The 21,466-nt window shown below is 71.7% G+C and carries 25 protein-coding genes and 1 riboswitch; of the genes, 18 read left to right on the forward strand and 7 right to left on the reverse strand.

The window, feature by feature from the left end; translation table 11 throughout:
* The first annotated feature begins 68 nt into the window (after positions 1-68).
* The 5 genes from ACWBNA_RS00320 to ACWBNA_RS00340 all read left to right on the forward strand — a co-directional run bounded on the left by ACWBNA_RS00320 (position 69) and on the right by ACWBNA_RS00340 (position 2,908).
* Positions 69-890, forward strand: coding sequence for a GAF and ANTAR domain-containing protein (locus ACWBNA_RS00320; protein ID WP_482701043.1), 822 nt, complete (start codon positions 69-71; stop codon positions 888-890).
* A 100-nt stretch (positions 891-990) separates the two neighbouring features.
* Positions 991-1,818 (forward strand): GAF and ANTAR domain-containing protein, encoded by an 828-nt coding sequence (locus ACWBNA_RS00325; protein WP_482701045.1) that lies wholly within the window; start codon positions 991-993, stop codon positions 1,816-1,818.
* Between the two features lie 60 nt (positions 1,819-1,878).
* The gene (locus ACWBNA_RS00330) at positions 1,879-2,208 is read left to right on the forward strand and encodes a hypothetical protein (protein ID WP_482701046.1); all 330 of its coding nucleotides are present in this window, start codon (positions 1,879-1,881) and stop codon (positions 2,206-2,208) included.
* 23 nt (positions 2,209-2,231) lie between these two features.
* Positions 2,232-2,618: an ANTAR domain-containing protein gene (locus ACWBNA_RS00335; RefSeq protein WP_482701048.1), complete on the forward strand. Its 387-nt coding sequence runs from the start codon at positions 2,232-2,234 to the stop codon at positions 2,616-2,618.
* Positions 2,619-2,629: 11 nt separating this feature from the next.
* Positions 2,630-2,908 carry a hypothetical protein gene (locus ACWBNA_RS00340; protein WP_482701050.1) on the forward strand — a complete coding sequence of 93 codons (279 nt, stop codon included), beginning with the start codon at positions 2,630-2,632 and terminating at the stop codon, positions 2,906-2,908.
* Here ACWBNA_RS00340 and ACWBNA_RS00345 read toward each other — a convergent pair.
* The gene (locus ACWBNA_RS00345; protein WP_482701051.1) at positions 2,905-3,681 is read right to left on the reverse strand and encodes a hypothetical protein; all 777 of its coding nucleotides are present in this window, start codon (positions 3,679-3,681) and stop codon (positions 2,905-2,907) included. The two genes, ACWBNA_RS00340 and ACWBNA_RS00345, sit on opposite strands and share 4 nt — an antisense overlap.
* Before the next feature lie 343 nt (positions 3,682-4,024).
* Here ACWBNA_RS00345 and thrS point away from each other — a divergent pair, with 343 nt between their 5' ends.
* Both thrS and ACWBNA_RS00355 read left to right on the forward strand, forming a co-directional pair.
* Entirely contained in the window at positions 4,025-5,254 is a 1,230-nt protein-coding gene (gene thrS / locus ACWBNA_RS00350; RefSeq protein WP_482701675.1) for a threonine--tRNA ligase, read from the forward strand.
* A 43-nt stretch (positions 5,255-5,297) separates the two neighbouring features.
* Complete coding sequence (locus ACWBNA_RS00355; RefSeq protein ID WP_482701053.1) at positions 5,298-6,260, forward strand: nucleoside hydrolase; 963 nt, start codon at positions 5,298-5,300, stop codon at positions 6,258-6,260.
* Here the strand turns inward: ACWBNA_RS00355 and nicT are convergent.
* A complete protein-coding gene (gene nicT, locus ACWBNA_RS00360) occupies positions 6,257-7,381 on the reverse strand; it encodes a Nickel transporter NicT (RefSeq protein ID WP_482701054.1) in 1,125 nt (374 codons plus the stop codon). The two genes, ACWBNA_RS00355 and nicT, sit on opposite strands and share 4 nt — an antisense overlap.
* 28 nt (positions 7,382-7,409) lie before the next feature.
* Positions 7,410-7,609: riboswitch (cobalamin riboswitch) on the reverse strand.
* A gap of 80 nt (positions 7,610-7,689) precedes the next feature.
* Between nicT and ACWBNA_RS00365 the strand changes: the two genes are divergently transcribed.
* Positions 7,690-8,079: an ArsR/SmtB family transcription factor gene (locus ACWBNA_RS00365; RefSeq protein WP_482701056.1), complete on the forward strand. Its 390-nt coding sequence runs from the start codon at positions 7,690-7,692 to the stop codon at positions 8,077-8,079.
* A 159-nt stretch (positions 8,080-8,238) separates the two neighbouring features.
* On the opposite strand, the gene ACWBNA_RS00370 is transcribed toward ACWBNA_RS00365, so the two are convergent.
* Positions 8,239-9,180 (reverse strand): LAETG motif-containing sortase-dependent surface protein, encoded by a 942-nt coding sequence (locus ACWBNA_RS00370; protein ID WP_482701058.1) that lies wholly within the window; start codon positions 9,178-9,180, stop codon positions 8,239-8,241.
* Positions 9,181-9,465: 285 nt separating this feature from the next.
* On the opposite strand from ACWBNA_RS00370, the gene ACWBNA_RS00375 reads away from it, so the two are divergent.
* The gene (locus tag ACWBNA_RS00375; protein WP_482701059.1) at positions 9,466-11,145 is read left to right on the forward strand and encodes a glycoside hydrolase family 13 protein; all 1,680 of its coding nucleotides are present in this window, start codon (positions 9,466-9,468) and stop codon (positions 11,143-11,145) included.
* A 24-nt stretch (positions 11,146-11,169) separates the two neighbouring features.
* Here the strand turns inward: ACWBNA_RS00375 and ACWBNA_RS00380 are convergent, their stop codons facing one another.
* Positions 11,170-11,874 carry a DUF4142 domain-containing protein gene (locus ACWBNA_RS00380; RefSeq protein ID WP_482701677.1) on the reverse strand — a complete coding sequence of 235 codons (705 nt, stop codon included), beginning with the start codon at positions 11,872-11,874 and terminating at the stop codon, positions 11,170-11,172.
* A 271-nt stretch (positions 11,875-12,145) separates the two neighbouring features.
* Here ACWBNA_RS00380 and ACWBNA_RS00385 point away from each other — a divergent pair, with 271 nt between their 5' ends.
* Positions 12,146-12,949 (forward strand): Ig-like domain-containing protein, encoded by an 804-nt coding sequence (locus tag ACWBNA_RS00385; protein WP_482701061.1) that lies wholly within the window; start codon positions 12,146-12,148, stop codon positions 12,947-12,949.
* A 54-nt stretch (positions 12,950-13,003) separates the two neighbouring features.
* Positions 13,004-13,720, forward strand: coding sequence for a DUF6445 family protein (locus ACWBNA_RS00390; RefSeq protein ID WP_482701679.1), 717 nt, complete (start codon positions 13,004-13,006; stop codon positions 13,718-13,720).
* 36 nt (positions 13,721-13,756) lie between these two features.
* Here the strand turns inward: ACWBNA_RS00390 and ACWBNA_RS00395 are convergent, their stop codons facing one another.
* Positions 13,757-14,881, reverse strand: a complete 1,125-nt coding sequence (locus ACWBNA_RS00395; protein ID WP_482701062.1) for a M24 family metallopeptidase — start codon at positions 14,879-14,881, stop codon at positions 13,757-13,759.
* Between the two features lie 236 nt (positions 14,882-15,117).
* Between ACWBNA_RS00395 and ACWBNA_RS00400 the strand changes: the two genes are divergently transcribed.
* Positions 15,118-15,660 (forward strand): DUF7144 family membrane protein, encoded by a 543-nt coding sequence (locus ACWBNA_RS00400; protein WP_482701063.1) that lies wholly within the window; start codon positions 15,118-15,120, stop codon positions 15,658-15,660.
* A gap of 86 nt (positions 15,661-15,746) precedes the next feature.
* Here the strand turns inward: ACWBNA_RS00400 and ACWBNA_RS00405 are convergent, their stop codons facing one another.
* Complete coding sequence (locus ACWBNA_RS00405) at positions 15,747-16,118, reverse strand: DUF6479 family protein (protein ID WP_482701065.1); 372 nt, start codon at positions 16,116-16,118, stop codon at positions 15,747-15,749.
* 842 nt (positions 16,119-16,960) lie between these two features.
* Between ACWBNA_RS00405 and ACWBNA_RS00410 the strand changes: the two genes are divergently transcribed.
* Positions 16,961-17,224, forward strand: a complete 264-nt coding sequence (locus tag ACWBNA_RS00410; RefSeq protein WP_482701067.1) for a hypothetical protein — start codon at positions 16,961-16,963, stop codon at positions 17,222-17,224.
* 222 nt (positions 17,225-17,446) lie between these two features.
* Complete coding sequence (locus tag ACWBNA_RS00415) at positions 17,447-19,099, forward strand: lysyl oxidase family protein (RefSeq protein WP_482701069.1); 1,653 nt, start codon at positions 17,447-17,449, stop codon at positions 19,097-19,099.
* 211 nt (positions 19,100-19,310) lie between these two features.
* Here the strand turns inward: ACWBNA_RS00415 and ACWBNA_RS00420 are convergent, their stop codons facing one another.
* Positions 19,311-19,592: a hypothetical protein gene (locus tag ACWBNA_RS00420; protein ID WP_482701072.1), complete on the reverse strand. Its 282-nt coding sequence runs from the start codon at positions 19,590-19,592 to the stop codon at positions 19,311-19,313.
* 207 nt (positions 19,593-19,799) lie between these two features.
* Here ACWBNA_RS00420 and ACWBNA_RS00425 point away from each other — a divergent pair, with 207 nt between their 5' ends.
* The 4 genes from ACWBNA_RS00425 to ACWBNA_RS00440 form a co-directional block, all read left to right on the forward strand.
* A complete protein-coding gene (locus tag ACWBNA_RS00425) occupies positions 19,800-20,147 on the forward strand; it encodes a MerR family transcriptional regulator (RefSeq protein ID WP_482701074.1) in 348 nt (115 codons plus the stop codon).
* A gap of 255 nt (positions 20,148-20,402) precedes the next feature.
* On the forward strand, positions 20,403-20,606 hold the full coding sequence (locus ACWBNA_RS00430) for a cold-shock protein (RefSeq protein WP_010986199.1): 204 nt from the start codon (positions 20,403-20,405) through the stop codon (positions 20,604-20,606).
* Positions 20,607-20,736: 130 nt separating this feature from the next.
* Entirely contained in the window at positions 20,737-21,030 is a 294-nt protein-coding gene (locus ACWBNA_RS00435) for an SCO5918 family protein (protein ID WP_482701076.1), read from the forward strand.
* Between the two features lie 135 nt (positions 21,031-21,165).
* The coding region (locus tag ACWBNA_RS00440) for a maleylpyruvate isomerase N-terminal domain-containing protein (RefSeq protein ID WP_482701078.1) at positions 21,166-21,466 on the forward strand (301 nt) is incomplete at its 3' end.

Below are 21,466 nucleotides of genomic sequence, written 5' to 3' on the forward strand. Positions count from 1 at the left end.
TCCCCGTCTCGTTCCGGCGCGATCGGGTACTCGATGCCCGGACCGTTCCCGGACGGAGGAGGCTCGTCATGACCGATCCGTCTTCAGTGCCCCTGTCCGGCGAACCGGGGTACGGCGAGCAGCTCCTGGTCCGGCTGCAGAACCTGCTCCTCGAGTCCGACCGGCTGGACGACTTCCTCCAGCAGCTCGTCACCGTCGCCGCGGCCGCCCTGCCCGTCCCGGTGCACTGCTCGGTCACGCTCGGCACAGAGAACCGCCACCACCCCTACACCGCGGCGGCCAGCGACGAGATGGTGGACCTGTTCGACCAGCGGCAGTACGAGGTGGGCGAGGGCCCCTGTCTGGAGACGCTGCGGACCGGCTCACCGCACTGCATCGAGGATGCCGACGCGGAGGAACGCTTCGGATCCTTCCCCGAGCTCGCCCGGAAGCACGGCGTACGGAGCGTGCTCGCGCTGCCGCTCGCCCCACCCCGGCAGCAGGTCCCCGGCGTCCTGAACATGTACTCCATGGAGTCGCGCACCTTCACCCCCCAGGTGCGCGAACAGGCCGCCGTCTTCGCGTCGCACGCGTCGGGCGCGCTGGGTGTGGCGCTGAAGTTCGCGGGGCAGCTCCAGTTCAGCCTGGACCTGCAGAGCGCGATCTCCTCGCGGACCGTCATCGACCAGGCGCTCGGCATCGTCATGACCCAGGAGTCGTGCTCCTCCGAGCGGGCTTTCGAGATCCTCACCCGGGCCTCCCAGCACCGGAACGTGAAGCTGCGCGACCTCGCCACCGAGATCGTCACCAAGGTCGGCGGTGAGCCGCCCTCCGTCCGCCCGCTGTGGCCCCGTGCCACGCCGTTCGGCGGTGACGGGCAGAGCGCGTTTCGCGGGTCGGGCGACGGGTAGTCGGCCGGGGCGCCCCGGCCGCGCCACGAACCCTGGCCCTTTCCTGATGCGCCCGTTCTGAGGGCCATGGACGGTCTGGGTGCGCTGATCGAAGGAGGCGGTGGCCGTGCGGGGCAGGGACGACCGCGACGGCGCCCCCGGCGACGACCACGGTTCGTACGCCACGCCGGGGGGCGGCGACCCCCGGCTGTCCAACCGCGACGCCGCACAGGAGCAACAGGGCGAGCGGGTGGAGTCGGCCCATGTGATCGCCGAGGGGGTGCGGGGCGCCCAGCCCGTGGAGATCCCCGGACGGCTGTGCATGGTGGCGGTCAAGCTGTTGCCGGTGATCGGGGCGAGCGTGTCGCTGCGCAGTGACGGCATGCCCGTCCAGCTGGCCGCGAGCAGCGACCAGGCCGCGCACCTGTCGGAGGTCCAGGCCACGCTGGGGGACGGGCCCTGCACGCACGCCGCCGAGACCGGCGCCCCGGTGCTCGCCTCCGACCTCACGAGCGGGCGGGACGTTCGCCGCTGGCCGGTCTTCGCCCAGCAGGCGACGGAGGCCGGCGTGCAGGCCGTCTACTCGGTTCCGCTCGGGAACGACGCCGTGTGCCTCGGTACGCTCGACCTCTACCGCGCCACCCCCGGCGAACTCGACGCCCGTGGCCTGCGCACCGCGCAACTCGTGGCGAGTGTCATGACGGTCGGCCTCATGGCGCTGCCCCGGGGGGAGGAGAATGGTCAGGGAGGAACGGAACCCTGGTTGAGCGGCCTGGCCGCGGACCACGACGAGGTCTACCAGGCCATCGGCATGATCATGGTGCAGCTCGGAGTCGGCTCGGACGAGGCGCTGGCCCGGTTGCGTGCCAACGCCTTCGCGCACAACCGCACCGCCGCCGAGGTGGCGCGCGAGGTCGTCTCGCACAGGAAGAGGTTCGACCGCGACTAGGAACAGCCCGGCCCGCCGACCGGCGAACCGGCGTAGTGGTGACGGTGTGAGGAGGCTGGGATGACCCGGGATGACATGCGGCTCATCCGCGCCTTCATGGACCTCGCGGACACGCTGGGCGCGCACTTCGATCCGCTCGATCTCTTCGCCCGGCTCGGCGACCACTGCACGAGCCTGCCGGCCGTGGACGCGGTCGGGGTGGTGATGGCCGACGCGCGGGGCGCCCTGCGCGCCATGACGGCCTCCGACGACGACCTCGGCCGGCTGGACCTGCTCCAGACGCGGCAGGGGGAGGGACCGTCCGTCGACTGCTTCCGCACCGGCGAGCCGTCACCGCCGACGATCTGCGCGAGGGCGCCCGCTGGCCCGACTACACGGCGCACGCCCTGACGGCCGGTTACGTCTCCCTGCACGTGCTGCCGCTGCGGCTCGACGGCCGCACGATCGGTGCGGAGAGTCTCGCGGGCCGGCACAGCGACGTCCTGCCGGCCGACGACATCGTCGTGGCGCAGGGGCTGTGCGACATCGCCGCGCTCACCCTGGCCCACTGGCTCGCCGAAGCCCGGCGTCCGCACGATCTGCTCACCTCCCTGCAGGCCGCGGTCTCCGCGAAGGCGACGGTCGAGCTCGCCAAGGGACTCCTGGCGGAGTACGCGGGTGTCTCCCTCGCAGAGGCGCTGGTACTGCTGCGCCGGTACGAGGAGAAGTCGCGACTGCCCATGACGGCCGTCGCCCGCGCGCCGGCGGAGCGCACGCTCGGTCCGGAGGAACTGCTGGAGGGAGTCCCGGATCGGGCCTAGGATCGTCGATCATGGACACATGGGGACTGTTCCTGATCGCCGCGGTCGTATTGGTGGGCATCGGCAGTGTGGAGAGCCGAATCTCCCGTGCCGACCGCCGCATGGCGCGGGTGGAGCGCAAGCTCGACCTGATCCTGGACCAGCTGGGGCTGACCGAGCACGACCCGCGGATGGACGAGGTCGCCGCGCTCGCCCGTGAGGGCAGGACCGTGACGGCGGTCAAGCGGTACCGGGAGATCACCGGGGAAGGCCTGAAGGAGGCCAAGGAAGCGGTCGACCGGCTGGCCTAGATCTCCACCCGGCCCTGCTTGTGGACCTCCGCCAGACGCCGCGCGCCCAGGTCCACGGCCGCCCGGGTGACGTCGGCCGACACGTCACCGAGACCGCCGTGGGTGAGCCCGATCGCGTCGGCGCCGACCCGGACGACGGCGACGTCCAGGGTGAGCATGACCGGTTCGCCGTTCAGCGTCGCGCCGGACACGGTGACCCGCAGGCCCTGGCGTGCGTCTCCCACCTCCGGCAGCCCGGCGTCGGTGACCTGGACGTCCGTCACGTGTCCCTGGGCGGTCGTCGACGGGAACCGCGCGCACTTCTGCGGCAGGGTCTTCAGCCAGGCCAGACTCCGGTCCACGTCCGTCGGCCGCTGGGTGACGACCTGGTAGCGCAGCTGGGACCCGTTCCAGACGTCGTCGAGGCCGATCACCGCCCGGGGGCGGGCGTCCGCGCCGAACAGCTCCTCGGCGTAGAGGACCTCGAGCAGGCGCCGGCACTCGGGCCACTGAGCCGTCGCCTTCAGCAGCCCGTCGTGCCAGGTCGCGGCCCCCTGCGTAGGGGCCCAGGGCTCGCCGAGATCGACCTCCGTGACGAGGGCGGCCTGAGCCTGCGCCTGGGTGAGGCCCACGGACGACGGGGTGGCGGACGTCACGGGTGCGCTGGTGGTGGTCCCGTAGTCGGGCTTCTGGGCGGTGGGCGGCGTACTGAGGGCGGAGCAGCCGGCCGCACCGACCAGGGCACTCAGACTGACGGCACAGGCGGCGAGCGCGCGGGCCGGGGGCGGGGTCATCGGGGGTGCCTCCTTGAGGCCGTCCAAGATCGAGTACGCCCTCCTACGGCACCACCAGCTCCGCCGGCCCACCAGCGAGCCGGGCCGTACGGGTGAGCGGGGCCGGCGCCGGGGGCCGGGGTGGGCGCGGGTCCCGAAAACCGATCGCCCCCTGCTCGCCCCCTTGTTACCGTCGCCCCATGCAGCGTGCCCATGTCGTACCCGTGTCCCTCACGACGACGCCGGAGAGTGTCCCGGCGCGCTGACAGCTGACCCAGTCCAAGCCCCGGGGCGAGTGCCCCTGGGCTTCGGCGTGCGGGGGCTCGTCTCCGGTCACCGTGAGGAGAGCACCGCCATGACCGCCATGACCGGCCCGCACGACCACCGCCGACTCGGCCGGGAACTCGGCCTGTTCGACACCGACCCGCTGATGGGCGCGGGCCTGCCGTACTGGCTCCCCGACGGGGCCGTCGTACGGCACACCCTGGAGGAGTACGTCCGGGAGGCCGAACGCGCCGCCGGCTACCGGCACGTGTACTCGCCGGTCCTCGGTAAACGCGAGCTGTACGAGATCTCGGGGCACTGGTCGCACTACAGCGAGGACATGTTCCCGCCGATGGCGCTGGGCGCGGAGGAGGTCGTACTGCGGCCCAGCCTGTGCCCCCACCACGCGCTGATCTACCGCTCCCGCTCCCACAGCTACCGCGAACTGCCCTTGCGGATGGCCGAGTTGGGCGGCATGTACCGCTCCGAGCCGTCCGGGGTGCTCGGCGGGCTGACCCGGGTCCGGGCCATCCAGCTCAACGACGCCCACATCTTCTGCACCCTGGACCAGGCCGTGGACGAGGCCCGGGACGCCCTGGAGCTGATCGGCCGCGCCTACGCCGATCTCGGCATCCGCCCCGCCCGATACCGGCTCTCGCTGCCCGGCGAGGGCGGCAAGTACGTCGCCGACCCGGCCCTGTGGCGGCGGGCCACCGCGCTGCTGCGGGAGGTGCTCGACGCCGCCGGCGTGGCGTACGAGGCCGCCGAGGGCGAAGCCGCCTTCTACGGCCCCAAGATCGACGTCCAGATCACCGACCCCGCCGGCCGCGAGAGCACCCTCTCCACCGTCCAGATCGACTTCCACCAGCCCGAACGCTTCGACCTGCACTACATCGGCGCCGACGGCGCGAAGCACCGGCCGGTCATGGTGCACCGCAGCATCATCGGCAGCGTGGAACGGGCTGTCGCGCATCTCGTCGAGCAGCACGGCGGCGCGTTCCCGGCGTGGCTCGCGCCCGTGCAGCTGGCGGTGCTGCCGGTCGCGGACGCGCAGGAGGAGCGGGCCCACGAGGTCGTACGGCGGGCCCTGGCGCGAGGGCTCCGGGCGGAACTCCACGGCCCCGGCGACGGCACCCTCGGCGCCCGGATCCGGGCGGCGCGACTCGTGCCGTACCAGGCGGTGATCGGGGAGCGGGAGGCCGACGGCGACCTGGCGGCGCTGCGGCTGCGGGACGGGAGCCGTCCGGGGGCGGTGCCGGTCGGTGAGCTGCTGGACCGGATCGCCGCCCGGGTCGGTGATCGCGGGACCGAACTGTGGGCGGCTGCGTAAGGTCGCTTCGTAACCCGTCGTAGCCCGGAAAGAGGAACCCGCCGTGACCGGTCAGCCCATCCCGGTGATCATCGACTGCGACACGGGCGTCGACGACGCCCTGGCCCTGCTGTTCGCCGTACGGCATCCCGCGCTCGACGTGCGCGCGGTGACCTGCGTGGCCGGGAACACCGACGTGGACGGCGTCGTCCGCAACACCCTGACCGTGCTGGAGCAGGCCGGGGCCGGTGACATCCCGGTCGCGCGGGGTGCCGAGCGCCCGCTGATCGAGCCGGTACGCACGGCACGGCACGTGCACGGCGAGGACGGGATGGGCGACCTGGGGCTGCCCGCGCCGACCCGCCGGCCGGTCGACGTGGACGCGGTGACGCTGCTGCGGCGGGAGATCCTCGCCTCACCGACGCCGGTCACCCTCATCCCCACCGCGCCCCTGACCAACATCGCGCTGCTGCTGCGCACCCACCCCGAGGTGGTCCGCAACATCGAGCGGATCGTGTTCATGGGCGGCGCGGTGGCGACCGGGAACGCCACGCCGGTCGCGGAGTTCAACGTGTGGCACGACCCGGAGGCGGCCGCGATCCTGCTCACCGCCGGGGTACCGATCACCATGTACGGCCTGGACGTCTTCAAGCAGGTCCTCGTCCCGGCCGGGGACGTGCAGCGGCTGCGCGCGAGCTCCGAACCCCGCCTGCGCATGGCCGGCGAACTCCTCGCCCACCGCGACCCCGCCACCTCCGGCGACCCCACGCCCACGGGCGGCCTCGGCGACGCGGGCGCCGTCTGCGCGGTCGTCGACCCGGGGGGCATCACCACCGAATTGCTCCCGGTCGAGGTGAGCCTGGCCCCGGGGGCCACCCGGGGCCAGACGATCGTCGACCGGCGCCCGCGCCCCGGCGAGTCCGAGATCCACGAGGGTACCCGTGAACAGCGCCTGGTGGACGTGGCGTTGGGCGTGGACGTGGAGCGGTACGTGAAGCTGTGGCTGACGACGGTGGAGGGTGTCTAGCGCGTCTCCGCCGCGGGCCGGACCGCCCACCGCTGCTCCACCCTGGCGAGCCGCCAGTAGGCGATGGCGGCCGCCCACACCACCACGAACAGGCCGACGATGACGTAGCCGACGCTGTCGAGGTTGATGTCGGCGATCCAGGTGGTGACCGTGTCGCTCAGGTCGAGCTTCTCGTGCAGGACGCCGACGAGTTCGATGGTGCCGATGAAGAAGGCGACGGCGACCGACAGGCCGGTGATGGTGAGGTTGTAGAAGACCTTGCGGACCGGGTTGGAGAACGCCCACTGGTAGGCGAAGTTCATGAACGTGCCGTCGAGGGTGTCGAACAGGCTCATGCCGGCGGCGAACAGGAGCGGCAGGGACAGGATCGCGTACCAGGGCAGGCCGGCCGCCGCGCCCGAGCCGGCCATCACCATCAGGGTGACCTCGGTCGCGGTGTCGAAGCCGAGGCCGAAGAGGAAGCCGAGCGGGAACATCTGGCCGGGGCGGCTGATGGACTTGGTGAGGCGGCCGAGGATCCGGTTCATGAAGCCGCGCGAGTCCAGGTGCTGTTCGAGTTCCTTCTCGTCGTAGGCGCCCGCCCGCATCGCCTTGAACACCTTCAGGATGCCGAGCAGGGCGGCCAGGTTGAGGGCGGCGATGAGGTAGAGGAACGTGCCGGAGATCGTCGTACCGAGGAAGCCGAGCACCTGGTGGGTGCCGGAGCCCTCGTTCATGACCTTTCCGGCCAGCTGGGTGCCGCCCGCGATCAGCAGGGCGAGGACGACCACCACGCTGGAGTGGCCGAGCGCGAACCAGAAGCCCACCGACACCGGGCGCTTGCCGTCGGCCATCAGCTTGCGGGTGGTGTTGTCGATCGCGGCGATGTGGTCGGCGTCGAAGGCGTGCCGCATGCCGAGGGTGTAGGCGGTGATGCCGAGGCCGATGCCGAAGGCCTTGTTGCCGACCTCGTAGTGCCCGGGGGCGACGAGGAGGAACAGGATTCCGAAGGCGACGACGTGCAGTGCGGCGACGACCGCCATGAGGCCGGCGGTCTTGAGGGTGTCTTCCCGGCGCCATTTGAAGGAGGACGTCGGGGCGGGGACATGCGCAGACTTCTGGGCAGGGTTGGGCAGGGTCATCCGGTCACGCTCCAGCACCTCGTGGATCAACTCGTGAGATGCCGTGGCCGGTCTCCTGGCTTACGGGTCGTACGTGTCCGTTCCTGCCTTCCCGGTCTTGCGACCAGTGGCCCGGCTGGCGCCGGACGGGACGGAAACTCCCCGATCACAGTGGCGAGGGCCGCTCCGGCATGGACCCCCTGAGGGGTCGTCACCGGCTTCCCGAGCACCACGGCCAGCCCACCGTAGGGTGGCAAGCGGTCTCCTGCATAGCTGCGTACCTGGGCAGGTATGAAAGATCACATGGGGGTGCCTGCGAGGATGACGGCATGCATCTCGTTCCGGCCGACCGAGCGGATCGCCGAACCATCGACGGGCACCGGGTGTGCGACGCCATCGCCGCGATCGGCGAACCGGGCCATGTCCGCACCTGGGCCGACCGCTTCTCGCTGCTCGCCGACCCCAAGCGGCTCGCCCTGCTGCTCGCCCTGCACCGGGCCGGCCCCCTGGCCGTCTCCGACCTGGCGATCGCCACCGGCATGAACGACCCCGCCGTGTCCCAGGCGCTCAGGCTGCTGCGGGCGGCGGGTGTCGTAGAGGGCGAGAAGGAGGGACGGATCGTGCGCTACCGCGTGGTGGACGCCGACATCGCCGCGCTGCTCAAGCAGTGCGCGACCCCATCCGGCCCGTCTGGGGGTCCCCCCTCTGGGGGAGTCTGAGGACGAGGCCCTTCGGGCCGAACGCGGGGGTCTGGGGGCGTAGCCCCCAGGGACGGGACGGGAAGGGGCGGCGCGGGTGACATCCCGTGTCCTCAACCCGAAAAGCGCCGGCCGGGCCGAAACCGCCCGACCGGCGCTGATCACACCGACTGCGCCTGATTACGAGCGGGCAGCCTTGCGACGCCGCGTCGCCAGCACGATGCCCGCACCGCCCGAGAGCAGCACCGCCGCACCGATCGCGATCGGACCGGTCGCGCTGCTGCCACCGGTCTCCGCGAGGTCACCGCCGCCGTTCGGGGTGGCGGCAGGGGACGTGGTGGACTCGGAGGCCGACGGGCTCGGGGCCTCGGTGGAGGGCGAGGGGGACTCGGCGGGGGTCTCCGTCGCCGGGGGCGTCGTCTCCTCCGCCGGCGTCGAGGGCTCGGTGGACTCCGGCGTCGACGGGGTCGGCGTCGGGGTGGCCGGCGGCTCGGACGGGGCCGTCGTGCAGTCCTTCGTGCCGCCGTTCCAGGCCGCGATCAGCTTGTCCTTGATGACCGGGCGGTCCGGGCCCTTGGGCAGGTCGCCGTGGACGAAGCCGTCGTTCGCGTCGAGCTTGCCGTCGAACTTGACCGCGCCGCGGTAGAGGTCTATCTGCGCGAAGCAGCCCGCGTCGGGCACCGCGATGTCGAGGGAGTCGGTCTGGCCCGGCTTGACGGTGACGGTGTCGAAGTCGACGAAGACCTGCTCGCCGGAGGTGCCGAAGGTGGCGCCGTGGGCGAGGTAGGAGGCCAGGGAGGCCGTGCAGGTGGCGGCGTCGCCCGCGGTGCGGACCTTGATGTGGACCTTGCCGTCGTCGGTCGGCTTGAGGTTCTGGTCGTCGACCTTGACCGAGTCGAAGAAGCTCGTGCCGTCCAGCGAGAACTGGCAGCGGTCGGTCCCGGTCTCGGTGCCCGCGCCGGTGCCGGGCTTGTAGGTGCCGCCGGAATTCCAGCCGTCGCCACCGGGAGTGCCGGTGGCCCAGGCGCCGGAAGCGGCGGCGACGGAGGCGGAACAAAGGACGAGCGCCGCGGCGCCCGTCCCCAGCAGGCGGCGCGCGGTGACACGTCTGGCTGTCGACATGCGGATCCCATCGGATGTGTGTGAGGGGTGCTGAGGTGCTGTGGAAACACCTCTGAGAACACTGGGCCCATTGGTCACATGCGCCACAGTGTCCGCACATCGTGGATCTCCCAGCGGAACCCTGTCAACCTGCGGATATGCAGAGGGAGTTCAGAACTCCCTCACAATTCCGACACACAGGGAATGAACCGCTCCGGACGGCGTTCGAGTTCCCTTTCCCGACAATGTGGACAGGTACCTGAGTGCCGTGCCCACCGTCACGACCGCCATGAGGGAGAACGCCGCGTGACCGACCCGAACCGAGACCACCGACTGCACCTTCCCGACCTCTCCTCCAAGGACCCCGACTGGTGGCGGCAGGCCGTCGTCTACCAGGTCTACCCCCGCAGCTTCGCCGACGCCGACGGCGACGGGCTCGGTGACCTGCGCGGGATCACCCGGCGCCTGAACCATCTCGCCGCGCTGGGCGTCGACGCCCTGTGGCTCAGCCCCTTCTACCCCTCCGAACTCGCCGACGGTGGCTACGACGTCGCGGACCACCGCGACGTCGACCCTCGCCTGGGCACCCTCGACGACTTCGACGCGCTGGCCGCCGAGGCCCACCGCCTGGGCCTGAAGGTGATCGTCGACCTCGTCCCCAACCACACCTCCCACCAGCACGTCTGGTTCCGGGAGGCCCTCGCCGCCGCCCCCGGCTCGCCCGCCCGCGACCGCTACGTCTTCCGCGACGGCCGCGGCAGCCACGGCGAACTCCCGCCCACCGACTGGCAGTCCGTCTTCGGCGGCAGCGCCTGGAAACGGGTGCCGGACGGACAGTGGTACCTGCACCTGTTCGCCCCCGAGCAGCCCGACCTGAACTGGGACAACGAGGAGGTCCGCGCCGACTTCCGCACCACCCTGCGCTTCTGGTCCGACCGCGGGGTCGACGGCTTCCGCGTCGACGTCGCCCACGCCCTCGCCAAGGACCTGGAGGAACCACTGCGCGACCTCGGTGCCCCCGAGCTCAGCAGTGAGGAGTCGCTGCCCCGGTTCCCGCCCGGCGCGCACCCCTTCTTCGACCGCGACGAGGTCCACGAGATCTACCGCGACTGGCGCAAGATCCTGGACGCCTACCGCCCGCCCCGCATGGCCGTCGCCGAGGCCTGGGTCCAGGGGGCGCGGCGCGTGCGGTACGCCCGCCCCGACGAACTCGGCCAGGCCTTCAACTTCGAGTACCTGCAGGCCGGCTGGGACGCCGGCGAGCTGCGCCAGGTCATCACCGACTCGCTGGCCACCGCGTCGGAGGCCGGCGCCTCCGCCACCTGGGTGCTGTCCAACCACGACGTCCTGCGGCACGCCTCCCGCCTGATGCTCCCGCCCGGCACCGACGACAACGCCTGGCTGCTGTCCGGCGGCCACGCCCCCGCCGTCGACCCGGCCGAGGGCCTGCGGCGAGCCCGCGCCGCCACGCTCCTGATGCTGGCGCTGCCGGGATCCTCGTACGTCTACCAGGGCGAGGAACTCGGCCTGCCCGAAGTCGCCGACCTGCCCTTCGAGGTCCTTCAGGACCCGATCTGGGAACAGACGGGACGCGTCCGCAAGGGCAGGGACGGGTGCCGGGTGCCGCTGCCGTGGACGAGCACGGGGCCGTCCTACGGCTTCGGCGCGGGCGGTGCCTGGCTGCCGCAGCCGGAGAGCTTCGCGTCCTACGCCGTCGAGGCGCAGGACGGGGTCGAGGGCTCGACCCTGGAGCTCTACCGCAAAGCCCTCCGGCTGCGCCGCAAGCTGCTGGAGGGCGAGACCCTGACCTGGGGGGCCGACAGCCCGGACGGCGTGCTGGACTTCACCCGCAACGACGGCTGGCGGTGTGTCACCAACCTGTCGGGGGCGGCCGTACCCCTGCCGCCGGGCGAAGTGCTGCTCGCGAGCCGCCCGTTCGAGGACGGGCGGCTCGGGCCGGACACGACCGTCTGGCTCGCTCCCTAGCGACCGGCCGCCCCGCCGACGGGCTCAGGGGGTGATGGTCGGCGTCGCGGTCGCGGTCGGCGGAGGGGTCAGGACGACCATCGGCTCACCGGGCTGCGGCGGCGGCGGAGTCATGTCGCTCTGGGGCAGCTTCGGCGGGGTGGTCTGCTGGAAGAGGGCCTGGTCGAAGTTGACCAGGCCGGTCTTCTCCATGACCGTGATGTGGTCCAGGACGGTGTTGTTGGCCTGGTCGGCCAGCTGCCGTATCAGCGAGTTCTTGGTGGTGGAGCGGATCTTCGCGATGGTGTTGAAGATCGAACCGTGCGTGATCCGCAGGATGTTGGCGAAGTTCGAGTCGAACGCGTTGCCGGCCTGCGAGGAGTTGATCTGGTTCACGAACGCGACCTGCTGTGGGCTCGCCACGTTCGGCAGGGTGATGTTCAGCAACGGGGCGATCTTGCGGCAACTGGCGTCCAGTGCCCCGTGTCCGTCGATGAGGTGCTCGGACGCGGTCTTGACCTCCGGGGCCGTCCCCTTCTTCAGGCCGATCTGCCCGAGCGGGTACTCCCACAGCCCGGCCGCGCGCACAGAGACCACGAAGGCACGGTCCTGCTCGGTCAACGGCCCCCACTGCGTCTGGGCGATCACTCTGTCCTGCGCGCTGGAGACAGTGTCGAGACCAAGCATCGAGGGGTACGCGAGCGCGCCCAGGGTCAGCGTGAGGGCACCACCCACGAAAAGGGTTCCCATCGAGTTCCGCGAAAGTCGCACCGTGTCTCCTGCCCGGTAGGGGTCCCGCCTGCAGGCGGTCGGACGCTCAGAGGTACGGACACGGGAGCGTCAAGAACCTTTTGAATTGGTAAAATCTTCGGTGGAAAGCCGAGCGGCCCTCGCACCCGGAGGGGCCGTCAGGCCGCACCGCCTCGCCCATACGGCTCACAGCGCACGCCACCGGCGCGGCCGGGCCGCGAGAATCGCACGCGTCGGGGTCCACGACGTCCGGTGAGGAGCGGTGCCGACGATGAGCATGGCGAGCATGGCGACGAGGGTCGCGCTGGCGGTGATCGCGGTGGTGGGCACGACGGCCGTGTCCGGCCCGGCGCCGGAGGCCGCCGCGCACGGGCGGGAGTTGTGGGGGGCCGCCGTGACGATCGTCCCCGGACGGGAGGGGGTCGTCGAGGTCGCGGAGTACGCGGGGGCGGCGACGCTGGGCGCCGGGTCCGCGCTGACCCTGACGGCGCCCGACGGCAGCGAGGTCACGGGCGTGCCGCTCGCCGCCGGCGGCTATCGGGGGGCGGTGACGTCCGGCGGGAGCGGTGGGACGTACACCTTCCCGGGGGGCGCGGAGGTCACGGCCGCCACCGCGTCCCAGGCGGCGGCGCAGGCGTGGCGGGGGCGGGTCTTCCCCTTCGTCCTGGCGGTGGACCCGGACGCGGTGCCGGGGACGCGGCTGCGCGGGTGCGCGCTGCGGCTCACGGACGCGCGGGGTGCGGTGACGGAGCGGGGCGCGTGCGAGGTGACCGTCGGCCTGCCCGGGCCCACGCTGACCCGGCCCGAGTCGGGAGTGCCGCTGCCGCAGCGTCCGGAGGTGGCCGGTACGGCGTACCCCGGGTCCCAGGTCACCGTCCGGGACGCCCTCGAGGGCGAGGTCTGCGCGGCGACCGCGGCCACCGACGGCACGTGGTCCTGCGTGCCGGGCGCGGCACTTCCCGCGGGCGCGGGCCGACTTCAGGCGACGGCCGCGCTGAACGGGGTGAGCGCGGCGAGCGAGCAGACCGCCGTCACGGTGGGCGCGGGCCGGCGGTCGGGATTGACGCAAGCTTGACCAGTTCGCGGGCGAGTGCGGAAGGACCCCGGAGATAGCTTCACCTGCATGTCCATGTCAGCTCGGCGCCGCCCGACAGGTCCGGCAGAGGCCCCTGGTCCCCCGCGGACGGCCCTCCCCGTCCTGCCGTACCGCAAACCCACCAAGGGCCGCGACTACTGGGTCCTGGACGACGTACTCCCGACCGCCGGCGCGGACGCCGTACGGGAACGCTGCCTCGCCAAGGACGACTGGACCGAGGGCTACCCGCACAAGCCCGAGGCCTGGCCGGGGCTGCGCGCGATGCCCGGCCTCGAACCGGCCGAACTGGCCCGCGTGGAGCGGCTGGTGCGGCAGGCGACCGGGGCGCGCGAACTGTGGGTGCAGCGCACACCCGGCGGCGGCACCCTCAACCACAACTGCGTCCAGGTCGTCGGGGAGGGCGAGAGCACGCCCCGCCCGCACACCGACTCGCGCTCCCTGTGCCGGTACGCCGCCGTGCTCTACCTCAACCCCGGCGTCCCCAAGGACTGCGGCACCAGCTTCTACCGGCAGTCCCTGCCCGGCGGCCGGCTCGGCGGCAACGTCGTCCAGGCCCCGCACAACAGCCTCGTCGACGCCCTCGGCACCCGGTTCGTCGCCCCGGACGCCTTCGAGGAGGACGTCCGCGTGCCGCACCGGTACAACCGGCTGCTCCTCTACAACGCCAACCTCGTGCACAGCGCGACCGGATACGTCGGCCGCACGCTGGAGGAGAAGCGGATGACGGCGGTCTTCTTCTGGATGGCGTGAGCCCCTCTGGGGAGCCCACGGTGACCCGTCGGAAGATCAGCTGACGAGGGCCATCCCGTGCGAGGTGCCGTTCAGCCGCCGCCCGCCCGTCTCCGTGCACGTCACGACGTCCTCGATACGGACGCCGAAGCGGCCGGGCAGATGGATGCCGGGCTCGATGGAGAAGCACATCCCCGGTACCAGCGGCCGCTGTTCGCCCGGCACGAGGTACGGCGGCTCGTGCGTGGTGACGCCGACGCCGTGGCCGGTGCGGCGGACGACGTACGCGCCGTACCCGGCGTCCTCGATCACCGTGCGGGCCACCCTGTCGATCTCCGCGCACGGCACGCCGGGCCGTACGGCCTCGAAGGCGGCCTGCTGGGCCCGGCGCACGACGTCGTGCACTTTGCGTTCCTCGTCCGTGGGCTCACCCACGTGCACGGTCCGGGTGGTGTCCGAGCCGTACCCGTCCTTCAGACCCCCGAAGTCCAGGACCACCATGTCGCCGTCCTCGATGATGCGTTCGCCGGCCTCGTGGTGCGGGTTCGCGCCGTTGGGCCCGGAGCCGACCACGGTGAAGTCGACCTGGCCGTGACCGTGCGCGAGCAGGAGGCGGGCGAGGTCGCCGGCCACGTCGGTCTCCCGGCGCCCGGCGAACCGTACGGCGAGGATCTCCTCGTACGCCGCGTCCGCCGCCGCACCGGCCGCCGCGAGCCGCGCCAGCTCGTGCTCGTCCTTGACCGCCCGCAGCATCGGCAACGTGGTGCTCAGCGCCCGGTACGTGGTGAGCGGCAGCGCCTCCTGGAGGCCGAGGAGGTGCAAGGCCCAGGTGGCGTCGGAGACGCCGTAGTGGCCGTTCGGGCGCAGCAGTCCGGCCGCCGCCGCGTACGGGTCCTGGCCGTCGTGCCACTCCGACACCCGCAGGACGGCCGCGCCGGGGGCCGCCTCCGCGTCCGGGCGTTCCGGCGCCGGGACCAGCAGCCGGGGTTCCGACTCGGGGACCAGTACCAGCAGGGTGAGGCGTTCGGTGAGGGCGGTGGGCCGGTAGCCGCACAGCCGGACCAGGTCGGGGCCGGGCGTGACGAGCAGCCCCGAAAGCCCGGCGTCGACGGCGTCCCGGGCGGCCCGGACCATACGGTCCTCGTAGTCGTGCTCGGTGAAGGCAACCGGTGTCTCGCTCATCGCCCTGCCTCGTCGTCACGGTGTGCGTCACTGTCGCGCGGGTCGGAGCCTGGTGGGCGGGCTGGGCCGTTCGGGTGACCGCGGACGGTCGACCCGTCCAAAAGCCGTGCCAACCACAGCGGGCCGCACCTCACCCGAATGGCCCGCTCCCATGGCGACGCGCCCCGTGCCGCCCGATCGTCGAAGGGTCGTAGGACTCGAAGGATTCGCAGACTCGGAAGAAACGGGGCCCGCTCATGAGCCAGCAACCGCACGCCACGCAGCCGCCGACCGGCGGAGGGCAGCAGCCGACGGGCGGGCAGCGACAGCAGCCCGCCTGGGACGACACCCAGCGGTCGGACATGCCCGGCGGCCGGGCCGACTACGGCTACACGCCGAGGTCGGCCGAGAGCGGCTGGGCCGCGGGCGGCGTGGTGTTCGCCGGCGTCCTGATGCTGGTGAACGGCATCCTGGCGATCTTCCAGGGCATCTCCGCGCTCGCCAAGGACGATGTGTGGGCCAACCTCGGCGACTACGTCTACAAGATCAACCTCACCGGCTGGGGCGTGATCCTGCTCGTCCTCGGCGCGGTGTCGGTGCTCACCGGCGCGGGAATCCTCAGGGGCGCCGCCTGGGCCCGCATCACCGGCATCTTCCTGGCGTCCCTGAACATGATCGCCCAGTTCCTGTTCCTGCCGTACTCCCCGGTCTGGTCGATCGTCATGCTCGCCGTCAACGTCTTCGTGATCTGGTCGCTGGCGGTGTACCGGCCCGCCGATGCGACGCGCGGCAACGCCTAGCCCGTCCGGCTCCACCCGACGGCCGGTCTCGCCCGGAGGCCGGTGTCCCATGTCCCAGCCGACGGCCGGTCCCACCCGGCCGTCGGTCACACGTGCCCGATGCCGCCGCCACCGAAGGAACCGCTGGAACCGGGCAGCCACCGCTTTCGGCGCTGGTCCTTGCCCCGTCGGGTTCCGGACGCGTGCAGCTGATACGGCATGAGCCGTTCCCGGCTGTCCCCGGGCGTCGGCATCTCGTCCGGCTCCCGCACCTCCCGCATCTCGCGGACCGGTCCGGTCTCGGGAAGATGCGCCTGTTCCTCGGGGCGGGGCCGGGGCGATTCCCGGTCCTGGACCCGCATGCCGAACTGCACGGCCCACACCAGCGCACCGGCGATGAACAGGCCACCGGCAAAAGCGGCGATCACGTTGAGTACTTCGCTCGACGTGGCCGCAAGTACAAACGTCGCGGTACTCATGCTTGCGATTATCACCCATTTGGGCGGTCGATGTGTGGTCCGGGTCACACGAATCCGACGACGGCGTCGGCTACCGGCATGCCGGGCCCTGGGTCGGCGCCAGCGCCGCGAACGCCTCGTCGAGGACGATGACCAGGTCGAGCCGGTCCAGTGGTCGAAGGCGACGTTCGGACAGTCCAGTGCGCCGGAGGCCCGGACGGTGTGTGACCGAGGGCCACGGACCCCGGGCGCCCGAGCACTCCGCGAGCGCCCCGGCCGGCGCGGTCCGCAGGCTGTGCTGCTTCTCCAGGTGCCGGGTGCACGTGTCCCGGAGATCCCCAGGCCGTCCGTCCCGTCGCCCAGACCCTCACCCACGAGGCGGCGGTGCGGAACGCCGCCGCCAACCTCGACCGGCCGGCCGCGTCCCCGCTGACCACCGACGGCCCGGTGGGCGTCACCGGCTACTGCACGGGCGCGGGCCTGGCCCAGCGCACGGCCGGCACCTACCCCCGACCGGGTCGCCGCGGCGGCCGGCTTCCACGGCGCGTACCTCGTGACCGACGCGCCGGACAGCCCCCACCTGCTCGCCGAACACATCACGTCGAGCCGTACTTCGGCCACGTCGACCAGGACTCCACCAACCCGCCCGCCCCGATCGACCGCCTGGCCAAGGCCCTCACGGCAGCAGGCGTCCGCCACCACACGGACCTGCTGAGCAGGGCCCTGCAGCGGGCGGGCTCTAAGCGATGTCCTGGGCTACACGCGCCGCCACCAGGTAGAACCAACAGCGGGTTGAGCCGCCGCCCGCAGCGAACCGGCCCGGCCGTGGCGGTCGGTGGACAAGGGAGCGGCAGACTGCCGCTGTGCGGATACCAGTGGCAGTGACCGCGTTGCTCATCGTGCTCGCGGCGGCTTCCGCCGTCGTTCAGGCCCGCAGGGGTCGGTGGTGGACCGCTGTGGCGGTCCTGCTGCCTTCCTTCGGCGTGGCGGCGCTGCTCGGTGGCCTGCAGGGGCAGAGGGCGTCTCTGCTGTGGCTGGCGGGCCTGTTCGTAGCGGCCGGCTTCGGGGCGGAAGGCATCGCTCATCGGAGGGCCCGGACGCCTGGCAGGGAACAGGCGGGCGAGTAGGCGGGAGTGCCGTGACGACCGGGGCGGACGAGGCGTACGCCGTCCTCGACGGATGCCGAGCCGACGGCCCCGACATCGAACTCGGCCACTTCGGCGCCTAGTTCACGTCACTTCGCGGCACTCCACTTCATTTCGTCCTCAACAGGCAACCCCGACACGGCCCTCACAACTCTCACAGGGCGATCACAGGAATGATCGAGAACACCTGGGAGACAAGTACCGATGACTCACTTAAAGCGCTCCGCGCTCGCCGCCGGAGCCGTGCTCGCCGTTGTCGTCACCGGGACCGGAGCCATCCCCGGCACCGGAGCGGAGGCGGCGGAGGCGGTCCCCGGCAAGCCGAAGCTGAAGCTGATAGCCGCGTCGAACGCCGTGACGCTCGACCGCTACGACTGGAACTCCGGCGTCTACCTCGAGCTCGGCACGTATGTCACGGTCGACAACGCGCCGCTGGAGTTCAAGGTGACCCGGAAGTCGTACAAGGACCCGGTCGTCGCCCGGCAGATCCTCCGGGACGGGACGAGCACACGGACCAAGACCCTGCCCGCCGGGCTGGTGAAGGACTTCTCGGGGCTGGCGGGCTTCCTCGACGTGTCGATCACCGACGCGGCCGGCAAGGAGGTGACGACGAGCAAGGGGACCTTCTGTCCGAACAACGCCTCCGGGCGGCTCCGCCCGGACGCCCCCGCGACCTCGCACTATCCGGAGAGCTGCCCGACCAACCCGTGGACGCTGGGCTCGGTGTGGGGTGTGGAGAAGGGCTGGGCGTCCAACACCAGCGTGGTCGACTACGACAAGCCGGTGGACCTGCCGGCGGGTGAGTACACGGCCAAGGTGTCGGTGGCGAAGAAGTACCGCGACCTGTTCGACATCCCCGACGACCAGCCGACCGTCAAGGTGACGGTGCGGGACATGGGCAACGGCGAAGGGGAAGGGCTGGCCTCCGCCCGCCACGGCGGGCACGAAGCCCACACCGGTGCCGCGGCCTCGCCCTCCCACCACTACGGCCCTCGCGGCGCCGACGAACCCACGGGCCCCGCCCTCTCCCACGCCCTCGAAGACCGCGGTGCGGCCCACCACCTGGGCGACGGAAGCGGCCACACCGACGGCTCCCGCATCGCACCCGCGCTCACACCGAACGCCAAGCGGCCCACCGGCCGGGCTGGCGTCGCGTCGAGCGTGCCCAAGCCGGACCTGCGGTCGCTGCCGGCGTGGGACATCGCCATCACCGACGGCGAGGACGGGGACGTGGCGGGCAAGGACTACCTCGCGTTCAGCGCCAACGTCTGGAACGCCGGTCCGGCCCCGCTCGTCGTGGACGGGTTCCGCAGCCCCGGCAAGGACCTGATGGACGCGTACCAGTACTTCTACGACGCCGACGGCAAGCAGGTCGGGTACACGCCCACCGGCACCATGGAGTGGGACCCGCGAAGCGGCCACGAGCACTGGCACTTCACGGACTTCGCCAGCTACCGGCTGCTGAGCGAGGACCAGACCAAGGAGGTCCGCAGCGGCAAGGAGGCGTTCTGCCTGGCCAACACCGACGCCGTCGACTACACGGTGAAGAACGCCAACTGGCACCCGTACAACACCGACCTGTCGACCGCCTGCGGCGAGCAGAACTCGATCTCCGTCCGCGAGGTCCTCGACGTGGGTTCCGGCGACACGTACACCCAGTACCGGCCCGGGCAGTCCTTCGACATCACCGACCTGCCGAACGGCACGTACTACATCCAGGTGATCGCCAACCCCGAGAAGCGGCTCCAGGAGACCAACACCGACAACAACGTCGCGCTCCGCAAGGTCGTCCTGTCGGGTGAGCCGGGCGCCCGCAAGGTGACCGTGCCGCCGCACGACCTGATCGACGCGCCGTAGCGGCACGTCGTCCTCCGCCCGCCGGCAGGTGCGGTGGCGGAGGACGACGTCCCCCGTGCGTGGCACCGGTGGGACCGGGGCGCGTTCGGCGAACCGCGGCTGTGACGCCCGCCGCGGGGCCCCGTCACACATACGGCCGCCGTCGGCCCCGTACAGAGGGGACGACGGCGGCCGTCGCACGTGCGGGTACGCGCGGACCGGTGTCCGTGGGTCAGCCGGGCTCGTCGGTGTGCGCGCGACGGCCCTTGGAACGGCTGCTGACCAGCCAGGTCGACGGCTCGGGCGGCGCCTCGGCGGTGTGACCGGTGTCAACCGTCAGATGGAGCAGGGTGCCGAACCCGTCCGGGCCGGTCGGATAGCTGCGCGGCTCGTCGCACTGGAACGCCTCACGCAGGACCAGCGCGACCTGCTGGGCGACGTCCGGGTCCGCGGCGATGATGCGGACCTCGGCGAGGCCGTCTCCCTCGGGCGGGTGGTCGGACGTCGAGCCCATGAACGGTCACCAGTCTCTTCTTCTGCCGCAGGTCTGCCGCGTGCCCACGGTCGAGTCCACCGTACTCCCGGGGGCGAACGTCCCCTTTCGGACACCGCAGATCTGTGTCCGCCGCAGCAGGGATTCCACCCGGGCGACTAGAGTTCTCGCGCGGGGAAACTGCCCCATGCGGCGGGCCGCGCCCTGGCGACCCGCGGGAAGGCGTACATGCCCTCGGAAGACCAGTCGCAGGCCGCCGACCGCCTCGACGACGACCACTACCCGGCGTACACCATGGGCCGGGCCGCCGAGCTGATCGGTGCCACGCCCGGCTTCCTCCGGGCCCTCGGCGAGGCGAACCTGCTCTCCCCGAAGAGATCGGACGGCGGCCACCGCCGCTACTCGCGCCACCAGCTGCGCCTGGCGGCCCGGGCCCGCGAGCTGGTCGACCAGGGGACCCCCATCGAGGCCGCCATGCGCATCATCGGCCTCGAAGACCAGCTCGAGGAGGCCCTGCGCGACAACGGTGACCTGCGGCCGGACCAGAAACCTGAGGTGGCCGGAGAAGAAACCTGATGTGACCACGGAAGAAATTCGAGCGGATCCGGGAAAAAGATTCTCGGACGACGCGGAGCGTCTGCGACGTGCGCTTTTCCGGTCGGTCGACACGCCGAAGTCTTCCCCTGGCGCCGAATTCTTTCCGTGCTAGGCTCAACGTCAGTTGCAGTTGTGGTTACCTTTTTGCTGTCGGTTTTCCGGGCAGGTGATCATCACGGCGATGAGCGAGACTCGCGAAGTGCGAGTCCCTAGCACTGCCTCAGGAGATATGACATGGCCACCGGTACCGTGAAGTGGTTCAACGCGGAAAAGGGCTTCGGCTTCATCGAGCAGGACGGCGGCGGCGCCGACGTTTTCGCTCACTACTCGAACATTGCCACCCAGGGCTTCCGCGAGCTGCAGGAAGGCCAGAAGGTGACGTTCGACGTCACCCAGGGCCAGAAGGGCCCGCAGGCGGAGAACATCGTTCCCGCCTAATTGCTCGCACGATCGGGGCCCGCACCTTGGGTGCGGGCCCTCTTCGTTTTCCTGGACCGGCCGTGTGACGTGCCGGCCTCGCGCTTCCCCGCGCTTCCGCCATGCTCCGCCCGACCCAGGTGAGGCACCCATGCGCTGTGTGATCGCCCGTTTCCCCTTCGACCTCGTGAAGTCCGAGGTGGAGACGAAGATGCAGGGGATCCGACCCGAGGAAGTCACCGGGGCCTGCGTGGTCATCGGTCGCACGGTGTACCCGGTCAAGCAGGTCGGCGAGATCATCACCCGCCAGGACCGCCGCGACTTCACCGCGGGTGAGGTGACCCGGGCCCTGGTCCGTCTCGGCTTCACCTGCCACGCGACACCCCCTCAGGCACCGCTCGCGTCCGACCCGACGCCGGAGCCCTCCGGCGGAACCGGCGCCTGACGCCGACGCGTTCCCGTTCGGTCAAGCCCCTTCGGCCAGCCCACTCACCCCGGACGACCACGTGGTCGGCCCGGGGTTCTGTCGTTGTCGCGTTTCTTCAATCGTCGGCCGCGACGTCCTGCCTACCGTGGGGTCATGGAACTGGCACCTGTGATGGCCCGGGCCTCGGCCGCCGCCGTGGACGTCGTGCGGGGGGTCCGGCCGGGCGACCTCGACGGGCGCACGCCGTGCGAGGAGATGACGGTCGGCGCCCTCGTGAACCACCTGATCCTCTGGACCGCCGTACGGGGGCACGCCGCCGGACTCAAGCAGCCGCCGCCGGAGCGGGTGGCGGAGGGGTACGACTTCACCGCGGAGCCGGACTGGGCCGAGACGTACGCCACGCGGTCGGCGGCGGCCGCCGCCGGCTGGAGCGAGCCGCGGGCGGGGGCCGGGG

Source organism: Streptomyces sp. Q2, from assembly GCF_056820935.1.